We start from the raw sequence: 15,232 nt of genomic DNA, 5'->3' as shown, positions 1-15,232 counted from the left end.
GACTGCTCCCGCTGCGTGAGCTTGTAAAAATGGCCGGCGCCCTGTTCAGGGGTGCCGGCCATTTCTGTGTGGCGGATGCGGCCTTACGCGGCGGCCTCTTCGAGGACGGCCTCGGCGCGCTCCGGGCTGCCCTCGGCCAGGCCGCGCTCGATGGTGGCGCGGGAGGCGAACCAGATGCCCAGCCCGACCAGGAAGACCAGGCCCTCGGTGACGGTCAGGGCCCAGATGATGCCGGGCAGGCCGTACCAGAGGTTGCCCAGCAGCACGATCGGGATGAAGAGCACGCCCTGGGCCATGCCCATCACGATCGCCGGCTTGGCCAGGCCGGCCGCCTGGAACAGCGAGGTGATCAGGCCGGCGAAGCCGTTGGCGACGGTCGCGACGAGCTGGGCGGCCAGGATCGTGACGCCGATGGTGAGCACCGCGTGGTCCGACGAGAACGCCGAGAGCACCTGCTCGCGGAAGAGGAACACCGAGCCGCAGAAGACCAGCATCACGGCGCCGATGGTGATCGCGCCGGCCCGCAGCGCGGAGTTCAGGCGGGCCCGGTCGCCCTTGCCGTAGGCGTAGGCGAACAGCGGCAGGATGCCCAGCGTGACCCCCATGATCAGGAACTCGGGGACCTGGGCGATGCGAACGGCCACGCCCATGGCGGCGAGCGGGCCGTCCCCGTACGCGGAAGCCAGGTTGTTGAGCACCAGAACCGTGACGATCATGAACGCGGACTGCAGGAGTTCGCCGACCCCCACGCCGAAGACCGGCTTGACCACGTCGCCCCGCAGCGTGAACCACCGCGGCGCCAGGCTGACGTGCTCGCTGTTGCGCTGCAGCCACCAGGCGAAGTAGGCGACCATGACGCCGTTGGCCAGGCCGGTGCCGAGCGCCGCGCCGGCCACGCCCCAGTGGAACAGCAGGATGAAGACCACGTCGAACACGATGTTGGCGACCGTCGACAGAATCAGCCCGATCATCGCCTGCCGCGCGGCGCCCTCGGCCCGCACGATCTGCTCGAGACAGAAGGCGGCGGCCAGCACCGGGACGAAGGCCAGCATGACGGCCACGTACTCGCGGGTGGCGGGTACGGCGGCGGCGTCCGCGCCGAGCAACGTCACCAGCGGGTGCAGCAGGAGCAGGCCGACGCCGGCGATCACGGCCCCGGTGATGACCGAGCCCCAGACCGCGAACGACGAGACGTGCTTGATCTCGCCCGCCTTGGCCGGGTCGTGTTCGGCCGCGCCCAGCAGCCGGGAGATGAGTGCGCCGCCACCGACGCCGAAGACGCCGCCGATCGCCATGACCAGGCCGAGCAGCGGGGTGCCGAAGGTGATCGCGGCCAGCAGGGCGGTGTCGTGCTGGGAGCCGACGAAGCCGGCGTTGATCACGTTGTAGACCGCGCCGACGATCATCGCGGCGGCCATCGGCACGCAGAGGTGAACGAGAGCGCGCAGGATCGGGGCGGTGGAGAGGTACCAGCGGTTGGTGCCGACGGCGTCGGGCTGCGCTGTTGGTTCGATGGTCGTGGCGCTCATGTCAGCCTCTTTCGGAAATATCCGGGCAGCGCTGAGTCGCGGTTGCGGCGCGGTTCTGTGTCCGGAGCAGGTGGGGTCGCGGCGACGGGCCGGCGGTGATGGGCGTGCTTGTCCGCGCGGCGGCCGGTGCCGTCGCGGTGGGCTGGTGCGGGGTCTGGTGTCTAGCGGCTTGCTCGCGCGGCGGCCGGTGCCGTCGCGGTGGGTTGGTGCGGGGCCTGGCGTCTAGCTATTTCCGCGCGGCGGCCGGTGCCGTCGCGGTGGGTTGGTGCGGGGCCTGGCGTCTAGCGGGTCGGGTGGGGCAGTTCCGCCGTGATCTTCTGGAGCAGGGCCTGGAGGGTGGCGCGCTCGGTGTCGTCGAGCGGCGCCAGGATCGTCTCGTCGGCATCGCTCATCGCCGTCTCGAACCCCGCGACCAGCTCGCTGCCGGCCGGCGTCGCGTAGACGCGTTTGCTGCGCTCGTTGCCGGGCTCCGTGCGGCGCTCGACAAGCCCGCGGCGTTCGAGCCCCTGCAGAAGACTCGACACACTGGCGGCGCTGGTGCGGGTGATCTCGGCGATGTCCCGCTGGATCGCGCCCGGGTTCTGTCCCAGGTATCCGAGCACGAAGCTCTGCTCGAAGCTGAGCTCCCGCTCCCGTACCCAGTCCTCGGCCGCCTTGCGCTGAGCCCATCCGATCCAGCGGAGGAGCTCGAGCGAGGTGGTCAACCGTGGTGCGTCCATGCTTAGAAAGCTAAACGTTAGAGCTCTAACTGTCAACGCCCTAACTGATTTGCACCCGACGCCGTTGATCACCACTCCAAGATCAACGATCACCCCAGGGGCCCACCCTCCACTGGGGGAGCCCCCTCAGCCATTGTCGCGGGGAATGCTGATCAATGCGGGTGCAGAGCGTGGGCCCTGTGGACAACTCCTGTCTGTGGACAACGCCCGCGGCCGGGGCGGATGTGCTAGCGGGCGGCGACCCAGGTCGCGATCTGGGCGCGGCGCGAGACGCCCAGCTTGGTGCGGATGTGCTCGACGTGGGCGGCGGCTGTCTTGGGCGCGATGGTCAGGGCGGCGGCGATCTCCCGGTTCGTCATCCCCGCGGCCACGAGCCGGGCCACCTCGAGCTCGCGCGTCGACAGGGCGGTCGCCACCGGTGTCACGGGCGGGGTCGATGGGGCCTGCCCGGCGGCGAGGGTGAAGGCGTGCGTGGCGGCGGCCCGGAAGACGGCGGCCTCGGCCGGGCGGCGGGAACGGGTGGCGCAGCGGGCCTGATCGAGCTGGACGGCGGTGCCCTCCCAGAAACGGCGGCGGGACGACCAGGAGGCGGCGGCGGAGGCCAGGGTGTCACGGGCCTTGCCGGTCTGGCCCTCGTGCAGCTGGATCAGGCCCTCGGCGTGGTCGAGGGCACCCAGGGTGCCGGGGATGCCCCGCTCCCGCAGCAGCTCCGACGTGCGGTCGAGCCACCCTCGGGCCGCGGTCGCGCCCGAAGCGGTCAGGTAGGCGCGGACGCCCGTGACGACGTACGGGAAAAGGTATGCCGCATCTCGCACCGCCGCCGAGGCCGCGTAACCCTGCTCGCACCGCGCGATCGCCCCGGCCGGATCGTTCCGGGCCAGCGCCACCTCGGCCAGCCCCCACCAGGCGGGTGAGAGGCGCTGCAGTTCGCGCATGCCCGAGGCCAGGCTCTCGGCCGTTTCCAGGTGCGAGACCGCTTCCCCGTACGCCTGCAGGCCGAGCGCCAGATATCCGAGGACGTGCCGTGCGGTGATCTCGGTGGTGATGCCGCCCCGGCCGTCGGCCAGCGCCTGCCGCGCGGTCGTCCCGGCGGCCGCCCAGTCGCCGGTGGCCCACTGCACGTGGGCCAGGTGGGCCGCCATGTAGTGCCGGTCGTTGAACTGCTCGACCCGCTCGGCGTAGGCGATCCCGTCGGTCAGGACCCGCGCCGCCTCGTCGTACTCGACCAGCACCGACATCGAGGAGCCGAGCATCCGGAAGGCCCGGGCGGCCTGGGCCTCGAACCGCTTCCCGGCGGCCCGGGTGATCGCGTCGCGCAGCAGTCCGGTGCCCTCCCGCATGCGGCCGGCGAACAGCAGCACCGAGCCCACCGTCGCGTCCAGATCGCAGTCGACGCCGTCGCCGACGCCCAGCTCGCGGGCCGATTCGCCGTGCTCCAGGGCCTCGGTGAGCCGGCGGTCCAGCATGTACGCCGCGGACAGCGCCGCGTGGATCTCGCCGGGCCGGGCCGCCGGCGGCAGTGCTTCGCGCAGCGCCCCGGCCCGTTCCTCCAGGCTCGCGCCGAGCAGGTGCCGCACGGCCACCCAGTCGGGGACCAGCGCGGCGGCCCCGGCGGCGTCACCGAGCTCCCGCCGTACGGCGTAGGCCTCGGCGAAGCAGGCGGCGGCCTCCTCGTTCTCGTCGGTCGCGGCCAGTTCGCGGGCCAGGGCGGCCAGCAGCCCGGCCCGGTCGTGGTCGGGCAGCCGGGCCGGCCAGGTGCGCCGCGCCCGGCGGTACAGCTCGGCGGCCTCGCGGTGCGCCGACATCGCGACCGCCTCCCGGGCGGCGGCCCGCGCGTGCCGGAACGCCTCGTCCGGCCGCCCCGCCCGTTCGTAGTGGTCGCTGGCCAGCGCGTCGGGCAGACCGGCGGCCGCCTCCGCGTGCAGGCCGCGGCGCCGGTGCGGGGCGATCTCGGCGTAGAGCGCGTCGCGGATCAGGGCGTGCCGGAAGTCGTACCCCTCGCCGTCGGGCCGTGGGCGGACGAAGAACCTTCCGGTCAGCTCGCGCAGCCCGTCGTCGACCGCCGCCGGCGCCTCACCGGTGATCGTGGTGAGCCGGTCGAGGTCGAACGAGCGGCCCAGCACCGACGCCGCCTCGGCCAGCGCCCGGGTCGGCGGGCTCAGCTGCTCGGCCCGGGCCAGCACGGCGTCGGCCAGCGTGTCGGGCACCGCGCCGGGCGCGGCCAGGAACTCCTCGACGTGCAGGGGGATGCCGTCGCTGCGGGCGTGCAACGCCTCGGCGGCCGAGGTGGCCAGCCCGGCGCCGGTGATCGCGGCCGCCGTCGCCGCGGTCTCGGCCGCCGAGAACCTCGGGAGCCGCACCTCCTCGGCCAGCCGCTGGGTGAGCAGCCGGGTACGCCACTGCCGCATCGGCACGCGCGGGTAGAGCTCATCGGAGCGGTAGGTGCCGACCAGCATCAGCCGGGCCGACGCGGCGAGCCGGGCCAGGCGGGCCAGCACGTCGAGCGTCAGATCGTCGGCCCAGTGCAGGTCTTCGAACGTGAGCAGCGTCGGGCCGGCCGGGAAGGCGATCAGCTCGGCCAGGTCGGCCACGAGCAGCCGGCGCCGGCGGGCCGCGTCACCCTCGACCAGCTCGTGGAGGCGCTCGGTCAGCCGCGCGCCGACCGCCGTGGTCGCCGGGTCGCGGCGCAGTTCGGCGCCGAGGTCGGCCAGCAGCCCTCCGGCCACCTCGATGTCGCCGGGCGCGGCGCCGGCGCCGGCCACCGCATAGCCCGCGGCCCGGGCCCGCCGGGTGATCTCGGTGAGCAGCCGGGTCTTGCCGATGCCGGCCTCACCGGCCAGGAACAGCAGCTCGCCGGTGGGCGCGGCGAGGCGCCGGTCGGCGAGGGCGAGCAGGTCCTGCCGGCCGACGAGCACGGGGCTGGCCACCACGCCCGGAACTTTAGGTCAGGGAAACGGGCCTCCGTAGGTGGTCTGACCGATGTCCGACGCCCCGGCCGCGACGATTCTCGGGGCATGGCGAAATTCATGGACGTACACAGCGGATTCCACGGCGTCACGGCCGAGCAGCTGAACGAGGCGCACGAGGCCGATCTCAAGATCGAGGGGGACGAGGGCGTGCACTTCGAACGGGCCTGGCTCGACCCCGAGGCGGGCAAGGTGTTCTGCCTCAGCAGCGGCCCCAGCAAGGAGGCCGTCATGCGTGTGCACGAGCGGGCCGGCCACCCGACGACCGAGATCTACGAACTCTCCACCGAGGTCTAGCAAAGGGCTAGACCGGAAGGGCCGCCTGCTCCAGCGCGGGCGGCCTTTCCGGCTCGCGGGAGATGCGCAGCCAGACGACGAAGCCCCAGATGACGAAGCCCGCATAGACGGCGTAGAGGATGGCCGACGGGTAGTAGCCGAAGTGCAGCAGCTCGGGGACGCCCACGAGGTCGACGGCGATCCAGCAGAGCCAGAACTCGACCCAGCCACGGGCCATCGCGTACGTCGCCAGCATCGAGCCGACGAAGATCCACGAGTCGGCCAGGTAGTACCACCACGGGACCGGGAAGCCCGCGCCGATCTCGCGGAACACGACGAAGCAGAGCGCCACCGCGGCCAGGGCCAGCACGCCGTAGGAGAGGCGCTGCCGGGGCGTCGCCCATCGGGGAGAAACGGCGATTCCCTTCGTACGGCGCCGGTTCGTGTTCCACCGCCACCAGCCATAGACGCTCGCGACGAGGAAGAAGACCTGTCGTGCGGCCTGGCCGTAGAGCGGGGTGCCCTGGTCGTTGCCGACCGCCTGGCCCATGAAGACCGTGAACAGCAGCACGTTGCCGACGATGCCGACCGGCCACGCCCAGGCGCTGCGGCGCAGGCCGAACAGCGCCGAGCCGAGGCCGAAGGCGTTGCCGACGATCTCGCGGTAATAGATCGCCTGATCCGCGGTCACCTGCCACTTGGCGGTGTAGAACGTGGTCAGCAGTTGGTCGAGCCAGGTCACGGTTCAGCGTAGGCCGGGCGGGGGCATAGTGGGTACGTGACGTCCCCCTCGTGCCCGACCGCCACCCGTCTCTATGAGAACGGCAAGGTGATCGCCCAGGACTTCGGCTACGACGAGGTCTCCGGCCTGCTCGCCAAGCACCCGGGCGCGGTGCTCTGGCTCGACCTGTTCGCCCCCGAGCCGGGCGACCTGGAACTGGTCGCGAAGGAGTTCGAGCTGCACCCGCTCGCCGTCGAGGACGCGATGACCGACCACGAACGGCCCAAGCTCGACCGCTACCCGCACCACGTCTTTCTCAACGTGTACGCCGTCGACATCGCCACCAAGGACTCCGAGACGCGCTTCGGCAAGACCGAGATCAGCGCCTTCGTCACGCCGCGGGCCCTGATCACGGTCCGCAAGTCTCCCAGCGACACGTCGAAGTTCGTCGACCGATGGGAGGCCGAGACCGATCTGGACGCCGCCGACGGCGTCGGCTTCCTGCTCTACGGCCTGCTCGACGTGGTGGTCGACGGGCAATATGCGGCCACCCAGCGCCTCGACACGGCGATGGACCAGGTCGAGGACGCGCTCCTGGAAGAGGGCGGCGCGCCCCGGGCGGTCCGGATGAAGGGGATCCACCAGCGCAAGCTGCTGGCCGCCCTGCGCCGCGCGGTCGCACCCATGCCCGAGCTGGTCGGCCAGTCCATGCGCTCCGACCTCGGGCTGGTCGATCAGAACCTGCGCCCCTACTACCGCGACGTCGAGGACCACGCCCAGCACACCCTCGACGAGGTCGAGCACCTGCGCGACCGGATCGACTCGCTGCTGCAGGCCGACACCGCCGAGCAGGGCAACGTGCTCAACGACACCACCCGCAAGCTGGCCGCCTGGGCCGCCATCGTGGCCGTGCCGACCGCGCTCACCGGCTACTTCGGCCAGAACCTGCCCTACCCCGGCTACGAGAAGCTGTCGGGATTCCTGGTCAGTTCGGCCCTGATCGTGCTCGGTTCGGTCGGGCTCTACCTCTATCTCAAGCGGCGCGGCTGGCTCTGAACCACGGTTGTCCACAGGCCCCCCGCGAGCATCACCGGTGGCGTAACCTCCGGAGCAATCCAGCGGGGGGGAGGGTGGATGTTCGCGCTCATCTGGGGTGCCGTGCGCACCCGCACCACCCAGGTCCTCACCGTGCTGGTGCTCACCGCGCTCGCGGCCGCCGTGGCCGCCGCCGGGCCCTGGTTCGCCTACGCGAGCATCAACCGGGCCGCCGCCGCCGACGTGGCCGCCGCCCCCAACGAGCAGCGGACCGTCTCGGTGCAGCAGATCTCCACCATCGAGGGCGACCCGCAGGCCGCGCTCGACCAGCTCGAGTCGACCGTGCGCGGGCAGCTGCCGCTGCCCTCGGCCGACCCGATCACCGGCCTCGCCCTGCCCCTGGGCGTCCGGGCCGGCGGCGCCACACCGAGCATGAGCGTGGCCTACCGCGAAGGCTTCTGCGACCACCTGAGGCTCGACGGCCCCTGCCCGTCGCAACCGGGCGAGGCGGCGATCAGCGCCGCCGCCGCCCAGCAACTCGGCCTGACCGCGGGCGACACCCTGACGCTGCGGGCCTCCCAGAACGCCGACCCGGTGAGCCTGACGGTGGTCGCGCGCTACACGTACGCCGACGCCACCGGGCCCTACTGGAACAACCCTCTGTTCAAGGCCGAACAGGGGCTCGATCCGGCCTTCACGCCGCTCGACACGTTTCGCCGGCGCGAGCTCGCCCAGCCGACCGTCGCGTTCGACCTGACCCTGCCCGAGTCCCTGCTGCGCGGCGACGGCGGCTACCGGCTGGGCCCGGCGCTGCAAGAGGCCCAATACCGCCTCGCCGCCTCAGGTCTGCGCCTGGTCAATTCGAGCGGCCCGCTGCTCACCGCGATCAACCACGACCGCGAAGAGATCCGCCTCGGCGTCGTCGTCGCCATGCTGCAGACGCTGGTGCTCACCTGGTTCGCGATCGGGCTGGCCGGCCGTTACACCGGGCGTGACCGGCGCGGCGACGCGGCCCTGCTGAAACTGCGCGGCAGCACCCGGTCGGCGATGCTGCGCCTGGCCTGGGGTCAGCATCTGCTGCCGCTGACCGTGGGCGCCCTGGCCGGGTTGCCGGCCGGCTATCTGCTCGCCCGGTGGCTCTCCGGCCCGGTCGTCGCCCCGGCCCAGCGCGTCGAGGCGCTGCTGCTCTCGCTCGCCGCGGTCGGGGCCGTGCTGGCCGGGGGCCTGCTCGTGCTGGCCGCGGTCGAGGGCGTGGTGCTGCGCAAGCCGGTCGCCGAGCTGCTGCGCCAGGTGGGCTCGGGCCGCGGCGACTGGCGGGCCGGCCTGGCCGACCTGCTGCTGCTCGCGATCGCGGTCGCCGCCGTCTATCAGGCCCGGTCGAGCGCGCCCGGCAGCGGACTCGCGGCGGCCGCCCCGGCGCTGGTCGCGCTGGCGGTGGCACTGCTGCTGGCCCGCCTGCTCGGGCGGATCGCCGACCGGGGCGGCAGCGTGGCGATGCGTACGGGTCATCTGCGGCTCGGCCTCACCTCGGTGCAGGTCTCCCGGCAGCCCGGCAGCGACCGCGTGTTCGCGCTCGTGGTCGTCGCGGTCGCGCTGTTCGCGACGACGCTGGGCCTGTGGCGCGGCGACGTGGCCGCCCGCGCCGAGCGCAGCGGGGCCGAGCTGGGCGCCGACCGGGTGCTCACCGTGCAGGCGGCCAACCGCACGACGCTGCTGCGGGCCGTCCGCGCCGCCGACCCCGAGGGCGACAAGGCGATGGCGGCCGTGATCGACACCGGCAGCACCCCGCCGACGCTCGCGGTCGACAGCTCCCGGCTGGCCTCGGTGGCCTACTGGCGTCCCGAGTTCGGCCCGGTGGGTCTGCTGGCGGCGGCCACCGCCGAGAGCCCCGGTCCGTCGCCCGTGCCCCCGATCACCGGCGACCGGCTCACCGTGCGCGTCCGCTCCGAGGGCCGCGCCCCGGCCGCGCTCGGCCTGGCCCTGCAGAACGAGAGCAGCGGCGCCGGCGTGGCCGTGCAGTTCCCCACGCTGCGCCCCGGCGAACAGACCCTCACGGCAGCGGTCACCGGCTGCGCCGAGGGCTGCCGGTTGCTGCGCTGGGTGCTGAGCAGCCCGCCCGAGCGCAACGGCGACCTTCTGGCCGCCCCGCGCGGAAGCGCGGTCACGGTGCGGGCGCTCACCCAGACCGGCTCGCCGGTCGAGATCCTGGGCGCCGCGCAGCTGGGCGACATCGCGCGCTGGCGGCCCGGCACGGTCGGCGCGGCGCTCGACATCGCGGCCGGCGACGGCACGCTGCGCATCGCGGCCGACCCCAACAAGGCCGGCAACCCCGACATCGGCAGCCAGGTGTTCGCCGTCGACGCGGCCGTGCCGCCGCCGGTCGTGATGGCCGGCGCGATGCCCGAGGACTGGCGCTTCGACGAGCCCTGGCTGGGCTCCTACGGCGTCCAGCCGGTGCCGGTGCGCATCGCCGGGACGACCGGGGTGCTGCCCGTGCTGGGCCGCGGTGGCGTGCTGCTCGACCTCGAGACCAGCCGCCGGATCGCCGGTGACGCCAACCCTCCCGGGCGGTTCCAGGTCTGGCTGTCGCCGCGGGCCGATGCCGCGACCGTCGACGCGCTGCGCCGGGCCGGGCTGACGATCAGCGGGGAAGAGACGGCGGCCCGGCGGTCGGCCCAGTTCGCCGGGCAGGCGCCCTCGGCGATCACACGCTTCGGCATGGTCGCCGGTGTGGTCGGGTTGCTGCTGGCGGCCGCGGCCATCGCGGTGGCCGGGGCCGTCGACCGGCGCGGCCGGCTCGAGCAGCTGCGGGCACTGCGCCGTCAGGGGCTCCCGCTCGACACCGCGGTCGGGACGGCGTACGCGGGAACCTCGGTCCTGATCGTGACCGGTCTGATCGCCGGGCTGGTGGCGGCGGCGATCGCGAACCCCGTGGCCCGGGTGGCGGTGCGCGGTTTCGCCGACGGCTGGAACGTGCTGCCCCCACCCGGCGCCCTGGGCTGGCCGGCGCTGGGGATCGCGGGTGCGGTGTCCCTGGTGGTGCTCGGGCTGGTCGGGTGGCTCTCGGTGCTGCCGCTGATCCGCGGCCTGCGCGCCGGCTTCACGGGGGCCGGCTTCACGGGGGCCGGCCGATGATCCAGCTCGTTCTCGCGATGATCTGGACGCGTCGGGGGCAGGCCGTCACGCTCGCGCTGCTGGCCCTGTTCGCGGTGGCGTCGGCGGTCGCCTCACCGGCCTACCTGACCGCCATCGACCGCGCGATCGCCGCCGGTCAGATCGCCACCTCGACCGCCGCCGAGCGTGGCGTGGTGATCGCGGGCACCGTCGACAACCGGGTCCAGAGCGGCGCGCCCGACTTCGCCAACGTGGGCGCCGCACTGGTCGAACTGCCCGGTTTCACGTACGTCTACGGGTCGTCCTTCCCGACCGTGGGCCTCGAGAAGGACGCCGTCTATCCCAGCCGGCTCGTGTTCCGGCAGGACGCCTGCGCCAACGTCCGCATCGTCAGCGGCCGCTGCCTGATCGGCGAGGACGACGTGATCGTCGGGGCCGCCACGGCGCGCCGGGCCGGGCTGGCCGCGGGCGACGCGGTGACCCTGACCTTCGCCGCGTTCGTCGACGACCCGCACGACCCCTACTGGGAACCGAAGGGTGTGCCCAAGCGGCTGGTGATCGCGGGGACGTACGAGGTCGACGACACCGCGGACCCCTATTGGGGCTCGCACGGCTATTTCACGTCGATCCCGGCCCGCGGGCCCACCGAGCCGATCCTCACCGGCTCCACCACGTTCGCCACGATGGACCACGGCATGACCGACCTGACCATCGACGGCACGGCCGGCGCCGACGCGCTCGACGTCGACAACCTCGGCACGCTGGACGCCGGCCTGCTCGCGCTCACCCGCAAGGCCACCGAGATCGGCCCCAACCTGCAGGTGAACACCGAGATCCCCTATCTGCTGCAGCGCATCGAGTCGGGTCGCGAGGCCGCGCACCTGCTGGTCCCGGTGCTGGCCGTCCCGCTCGTGCTGCTGGCCTGCTTCAGCATCTTCCTCGCGGTCGGCTACGGCACCCAGGGCCGCCAGTCCGAGCTCGCGGTCGTCGCGCTGCGCGGCTCGCGGTGGTGGAACCGGTGGTGGCTGGCGACCGGCGAGAACCTGTTCGCGATCCTGGCCGGCGCCGTGGCCGGTTGCCTCGCCGGGCAGCTGCTGGTCAACGCCGTGGCCGCGGCCCGGTTCCCCGGAGTCGGCGCCGACCCGGGCTGGGCCTCCCTGCGCTATGCCCCGTTCGCCGCGCTGGCCGCCCTCGCCGCGGCCGTGCTGGCCCAGCGCCGCCAGCTGCTCAGCCCGGTCGCCACCCTGCTGCGCCGCAACCCGGTGCGGGTCAACGGCCCCCGCGCGATCGCCGTCGAGGCCGTGGTCATCCTGCTCGCCGTGGTCTGCGCGGTGCAGCTGGCCGTCTCGGGCGGATCGCTCACCGGCGTCGGCCTGCTCGCCCCCGCGTTCGTCATGCTCGCGCTGGCCCTGCTCTCCGCGCGGGCCCTGCTGCCGCTGGTCACCCGCTATGCCACCCGGGCCCTCGCGGCCGGCCGTCTCGGGCCCGCGCTGGCCGGCTTCCAGCTCTCCCGCCGCCCCGGCGCCCAGCGGCTCTTCGCGCTGCTGGTCGCGACGGTGGCCGTCGCCGCCTATGCGACCTGCGCGGTCGACGTGGCCGCCCGGGGCCGGGTCGTGCAGTCCGAGCTCGGCGTCGGCGCGGCCCGGGTGATCCAGGTCGAGCCGGTCTTCCGCAGCCAGCTGCTGCACGCCGTGCGGGAAGTGGATCCGGAGGGCCGTTTCGCGATGGCCACCACCCGCCTGCGCAGCGGCGACAGCGCCGAACCGGTCGGCCTGGCCGCCGACACCACCCGGCTGGCGGCCGTGGCGAGCTGGCCCGCGGGTGGCCCCTCGGCCCAGGAGGTCGCCCACGAGCTGCGGCCCGGCGCGCCGCCGCCGATGGTGATCGGCGGGCCCGACCTCAAGATCAAGGCCACCGCCGGTGACGTGATCAAGGGCAAGGAACTCCGGCTCAACGTCGTCGTGTCGTCGCTCGCCGACCAGGGCGAGGCGCTGGTCAGCCTGGGTGACCTGCGCCCGGGCGAGTGGACCTACGAGCAGAACGTCGCCGCCTGCTCCCGGGGCTGCCGCATCAGCGGACTCCAGTTCATGGTCAACGACAAGGTGGTCGGCGTGACCGGCCACCTGACCATCGAGAGCGTGACCAGCGGCGCGCCCGGCGACACGGTGACCCCGGCCGTTCTCGCCGACCCAAGCCGCTGGCGGATGCCCAGCTTCGGGCGGGTCAGCTCGGCTCCCGGGGGGCTGCGGGTCGACATCGACGCGCCCGGTGAGCTCCCCGAGGGCGCGTGGCTGCACCCGGTCGACACGCCCTATCCCCTTCCCATCGCGTACGCCGGACGACCGCCCTCGGGCGACGTGCTGACCGGCCTCGACGGCTTCAGTTTCGCCGTCGACGATGCGGCCGGCCTCTCCGCCGTGCCCCGTCTCGGTCAGCGCGCCACCCTGGTCGACCTCGAATACGCCGACCGGCTCGCGATCGACGCCGCCCCGGCCCTGCTGCCCGAGGTGTGGCTCAACCACAAGGCCCCGCCCGACATCGACGAGAGGCTCACCGAGGCCGGCCTGACCGTCCTCTCCGACGCCCGGGCCGCCCAGGTGCACAGCCAGCTCTCCCAGCAGGGCCCGGCCCTGGCGCTCTGGTTCCACCTGATCGCCGGCGGGCTGGCCGTGCTGCTCGGCGCCTTCGCCCTCGTGCTGGCAGCGGCGGTCGACCGGGCCCGTCGCGTCGAGGACCTGACCGCGCTCCGCATCCAGGGCCTGGGCCGCGCCACTACGAGCCGGGCCACCCTGTGGACCTATCCGGCGCTGGTCGGCATAGCCTCGCTGGTCGGGGTCGTCACCGCGCTGGCCGGGTGGGCCGCCACCGGCTGGGCCCTGCCGCTGGCCGGCATCCATCCGGCCGCCCTGCCGCTGCCGTCGTGGCCACGCGTGCTGGTGCTGGCCGGCGCGGCCGCCCTGGTCCTGTTGGTGCTGGCCGTGGTCGCCCTGACCACCGGCCGCGATCTCCGTAGCCGAATCAAGCCCTAGGGGAGACCTCGATGAAGACACTCAGCGTCGCCGGCGCCGACCTCGCCTGGGACAGCGACCTGACGGTGCTGCGCGGCGTGACGGTGGAGGCCCGCCCCGGCCAGATCCTGGCGGTCACCGGGACGTCCGGCGCCGGCAAGACCACCCTGTTGAGCGCGATGGCCGGCCTGCTGACGCCGGTCTCGGGCGAGGTGCTGGTCGACGGGGAACGCCTGACCGGCCGCGACCAGGCGGTCAAACTCGGCGTGGTGCTGATCCCGCAGGACAACGGCCTGGCCGCCATCCTGACCGCCGCCGAGAACATCTCGGTCGCGGTCATAGCCACCGGCGGCACGGCGGCCGAGGCGCGACGGCGTACGGCCGAGGCGTTGGAGCCGCTGGGCTTGTCGGGCCAGGCGAACCAGCTGATCGAGGAACTGTCGGGCGGCCAGCAACAGCGCACGGCGATCGCCCGGGGCCTGGCCCTTCAGGGCGACATCCTCCTGGCCGACGAGATCACCAGCGAACTGGACGCCGCGAACCGCCAGCGCGTGATGGAGTTGCTGCGGGCCGAGGCGACCCGGGGCGCGGCGGTCGTCTTCGCCACGCACGACCCCGAGGCCGCCGCCGCGTGCGACCGCGAACTCCACCTGGGCGACGGCGAGGCCAACTGGGTGCGGCCGTAGCTGCCGCGCCCCGGCGGGATTCACGCACCTGGCGGTTTGGGTGCGGCGCGTGCCCCGGTCGTGGCGCCGCGTTTGACGTTTTGCGTACCCGTCGGTTGGGTCGTGGCGTGCGCCCCGGCCGCGCCGTCGCCCCGTTCGACGTTGTGCCCGACCGGAGGAGAGCACTGCTGATGGCCGCGACTGCTTTTCTGGCGGAACGGTTGTCGCGGGCGGGGATCCGCGACGTCGTCTCCGTCGAGCAGGTGAGCGGTGGGCTGGCCGCGCTCGCCGGGATAGCCCACCGCAGGGACGCGCTGTCGGTCTTCGTCAAGGCGTTCGCCGAGGCGCCGGATGGTGACGCGTTACTCGCCGGTGGTGCCTTTGCCGCCTCGTCCGCAGGGCCGGGCGATGACGTTTTCGTCGCGTCCGGAGTGCCGGGCGGTGACGTTTTCGTCGCGTCTGGAGTGCCGGGCGATGACGTTTTCGTCGCGGAGGCCGAGGGGCTGGCGGCCCTGCGGGAGCTCGGCGGGCTGACGACACCCGACGTGATCGTGGCGAACCAGGAACTGCTTGTGTTGTCGCTCCTGCAGCCGAGGCCACACAGCGAGGCTTTCTGGGAGCAGTTCGCCCACGCGCTGGCCCACCTCCACACGAGCACCGTCCACGCCCGCTTCGGCTGGCATCGCGACAACTGGCTGGGCCGCCGCCGGCAGGTCAACACGTGGGCCGACGACGGTTTCGCCTTCTTCGCCGAACGCCGTTTGCTGCGCTGGCTCCCCGAACCCCGCGTCGAGGCCGCACTCGAACCCGCCGATCGCGCTGCGCTGGAACGCTTGTGTGACTGTCTCCCCGAGCTGTTGCCCCCGCGGCCGGCCTGCCTGACCCACGGCGATCTGTGGTGCCAGAACGTCATGGCCACTCCCGACGGCCGAGCGGCACTGATCGACCCTGCCGTCTCCTACACATGGGCCGAAGTGGACCTGGCCCACCTCTGGACCACGGCGCCCCCACCGGAGTCGCAGCGGTTCTTCGACGTCTACGCCGAGCTGACCGACCTCGACCACGACTGGCGGGCCCGCATGCCGATAATCCAGCTGCGGCAGCACTTGGCGGTCCTGGCCCAGTTCGACGACGACTGGGGCGCCGCCAAGACAATCCGCGCGACCTTGGCACCGTTCCGCCCCAGCCCCTGATCGACC

10 protein-coding genes are annotated in these 15,232 nt (G+C 73.3%); 6 read left to right on the top strand and 4 right to left on the bottom strand.

Features of this window, described 5'->3' with window-relative positions; genetic code table 11:
- Positions 1-83: 83 nt before the first annotated feature.
- The 3 genes from JIG36_RS39625 to JIG36_RS54425 form a co-directional block, all read right to left on the bottom strand.
- Complete coding sequence (locus JIG36_RS39625; protein WP_203381601.1) at positions 84-1,529, bottom strand: MATE family efflux transporter; 1,446 nt, start codon at positions 1,527-1,529, stop codon at positions 84-86.
- Between the two features lie 281 nt (positions 1,530-1,810).
- The gene (locus JIG36_RS39620) at positions 1,811-2,248 is read right to left on the bottom strand and encodes a MarR family winged helix-turn-helix transcriptional regulator (RefSeq protein ID WP_203381600.1); all 438 of its coding nucleotides are present in this window, start codon (positions 2,246-2,248) and stop codon (positions 1,811-1,813) included.
- A gap of 227 nt (positions 2,249-2,475) precedes the next feature.
- Positions 2,476-5,178 carry an ATP-binding protein gene (locus JIG36_RS54425; protein ID WP_203381599.1) on the bottom strand — a complete coding sequence of 901 codons (2,703 nt, stop codon included), beginning with the start codon at positions 5,176-5,178 and terminating at the stop codon, positions 2,476-2,478.
- Between the two features lie 84 nt (positions 5,179-5,262).
- Between JIG36_RS54425 and JIG36_RS39610 the strand changes: the two genes are divergently transcribed.
- Positions 5,263-5,511 carry an SCO4226 family nickel-binding protein gene (locus JIG36_RS39610; protein WP_203381598.1) on the top strand — a complete coding sequence of 83 codons (249 nt, stop codon included), beginning with the start codon at positions 5,263-5,265 and terminating at the stop codon, positions 5,509-5,511.
- A 7-nt stretch (positions 5,512-5,518) separates the two neighbouring features.
- Here JIG36_RS39610 and JIG36_RS39605 read toward each other — a convergent pair whose 3' ends face one another.
- Positions 5,519-6,232, bottom strand: coding sequence for a nicotinamide mononucleotide transporter family protein (locus JIG36_RS39605; protein ID WP_203381597.1), 714 nt, complete (start codon positions 6,230-6,232; stop codon positions 5,519-5,521).
- Between the two features lie 36 nt (positions 6,233-6,268).
- On the opposite strand from JIG36_RS39605, the gene JIG36_RS39600 reads away from it, so the two are divergent.
- The 5 genes from JIG36_RS39600 (at position 6,269) to JIG36_RS39580 (ending at position 15,226) form a co-directional block, all read left to right on the top strand.
- Positions 6,269-7,267, top strand: a complete 999-nt coding sequence (locus JIG36_RS39600) for a magnesium transporter CorA family protein (protein ID WP_203381596.1) — start codon at positions 6,269-6,271, stop codon at positions 7,265-7,267.
- A gap of 78 nt (positions 7,268-7,345) precedes the next feature.
- A complete protein-coding gene (locus JIG36_RS39595) occupies positions 7,346-10,381 on the top strand; it encodes an FtsX-like permease family protein (protein WP_203381595.1) in 3,036 nt (1,011 codons plus the stop codon).
- Complete coding sequence (locus JIG36_RS39590) at positions 10,378-13,389, top strand: FtsX-like permease family protein (protein ID WP_203381594.1); 3,012 nt, start codon at positions 10,378-10,380, stop codon at positions 13,387-13,389. The genes JIG36_RS39595 and JIG36_RS39590 overlap by 4 nt, the downstream gene beginning before the upstream one ends.
- Positions 13,390-13,400: 11 nt before the next feature.
- Positions 13,401-14,054 (top strand): ABC transporter ATP-binding protein, encoded by a 654-nt coding sequence (locus JIG36_RS39585; RefSeq protein ID WP_203381593.1) that lies wholly within the window; start codon positions 13,401-13,403, stop codon positions 14,052-14,054.
- Between the two features lie 170 nt (positions 14,055-14,224).
- Complete coding sequence (locus tag JIG36_RS39580; protein ID WP_236049146.1) at positions 14,225-15,226, top strand: fructosamine kinase family protein; 1,002 nt, start codon at positions 14,225-14,227, stop codon at positions 15,224-15,226.
- Positions 15,227-15,232: the final 6 nt, after the last annotated feature.

This window comes from Paractinoplanes ovalisporus (assembly GCF_016834655.1).
Classification (GTDB): domain Bacteria; phylum Actinomycetota; class Actinomycetes; order Mycobacteriales; family Micromonosporaceae; genus Actinoplanes; species Actinoplanes ovalisporus.
This window is presented reverse-complemented; position numbering and strand designations above follow the sequence as displayed.

Excerpts from the sequence above, each read along its gene's own strand:
- JIG36_RS39595 (WP_203381595.1), top strand. The coding sequence starts at position 7,346 with ATGTTCGCGCTCATCTGGGGTGCCGTGCGCACCCGCACCACCCAGGTC.
- JIG36_RS39590 (WP_203381594.1), top strand. The coding sequence starts at position 10,378 with ATGATCCAGCTCGTTCTCGCGATGATCTGGACGCGTCGGGGGCAGGCC.
- JIG36_RS39620 (WP_203381600.1), bottom strand. The coding sequence starts at position 2,248 with ATGGACGCACCACGGTTGACCACCTCGCTCGAGCTCCTCCGCTGGATC.
- JIG36_RS39625 (WP_203381601.1), bottom strand. The coding sequence starts at position 1,529 with ATGAGCGCCACGACCATCGAACCAACAGCGCAGCCCGACGCCGTCGGC.
- JIG36_RS39585 (WP_203381593.1), top strand. The coding sequence starts at position 13,401 with ATGAAGACACTCAGCGTCGCCGGCGCCGACCTCGCCTGGGACAGCGAC.
- JIG36_RS39580 (WP_236049146.1), top strand. The coding sequence starts at position 14,225 with ATGGCCGCGACTGCTTTTCTGGCGGAACGGTTGTCGCGGGCGGGGATC.
- JIG36_RS39610 (WP_203381598.1), top strand. The coding sequence starts at position 5,263 with ATGGCGAAATTCATGGACGTACACAGCGGATTCCACGGCGTCACGGCC.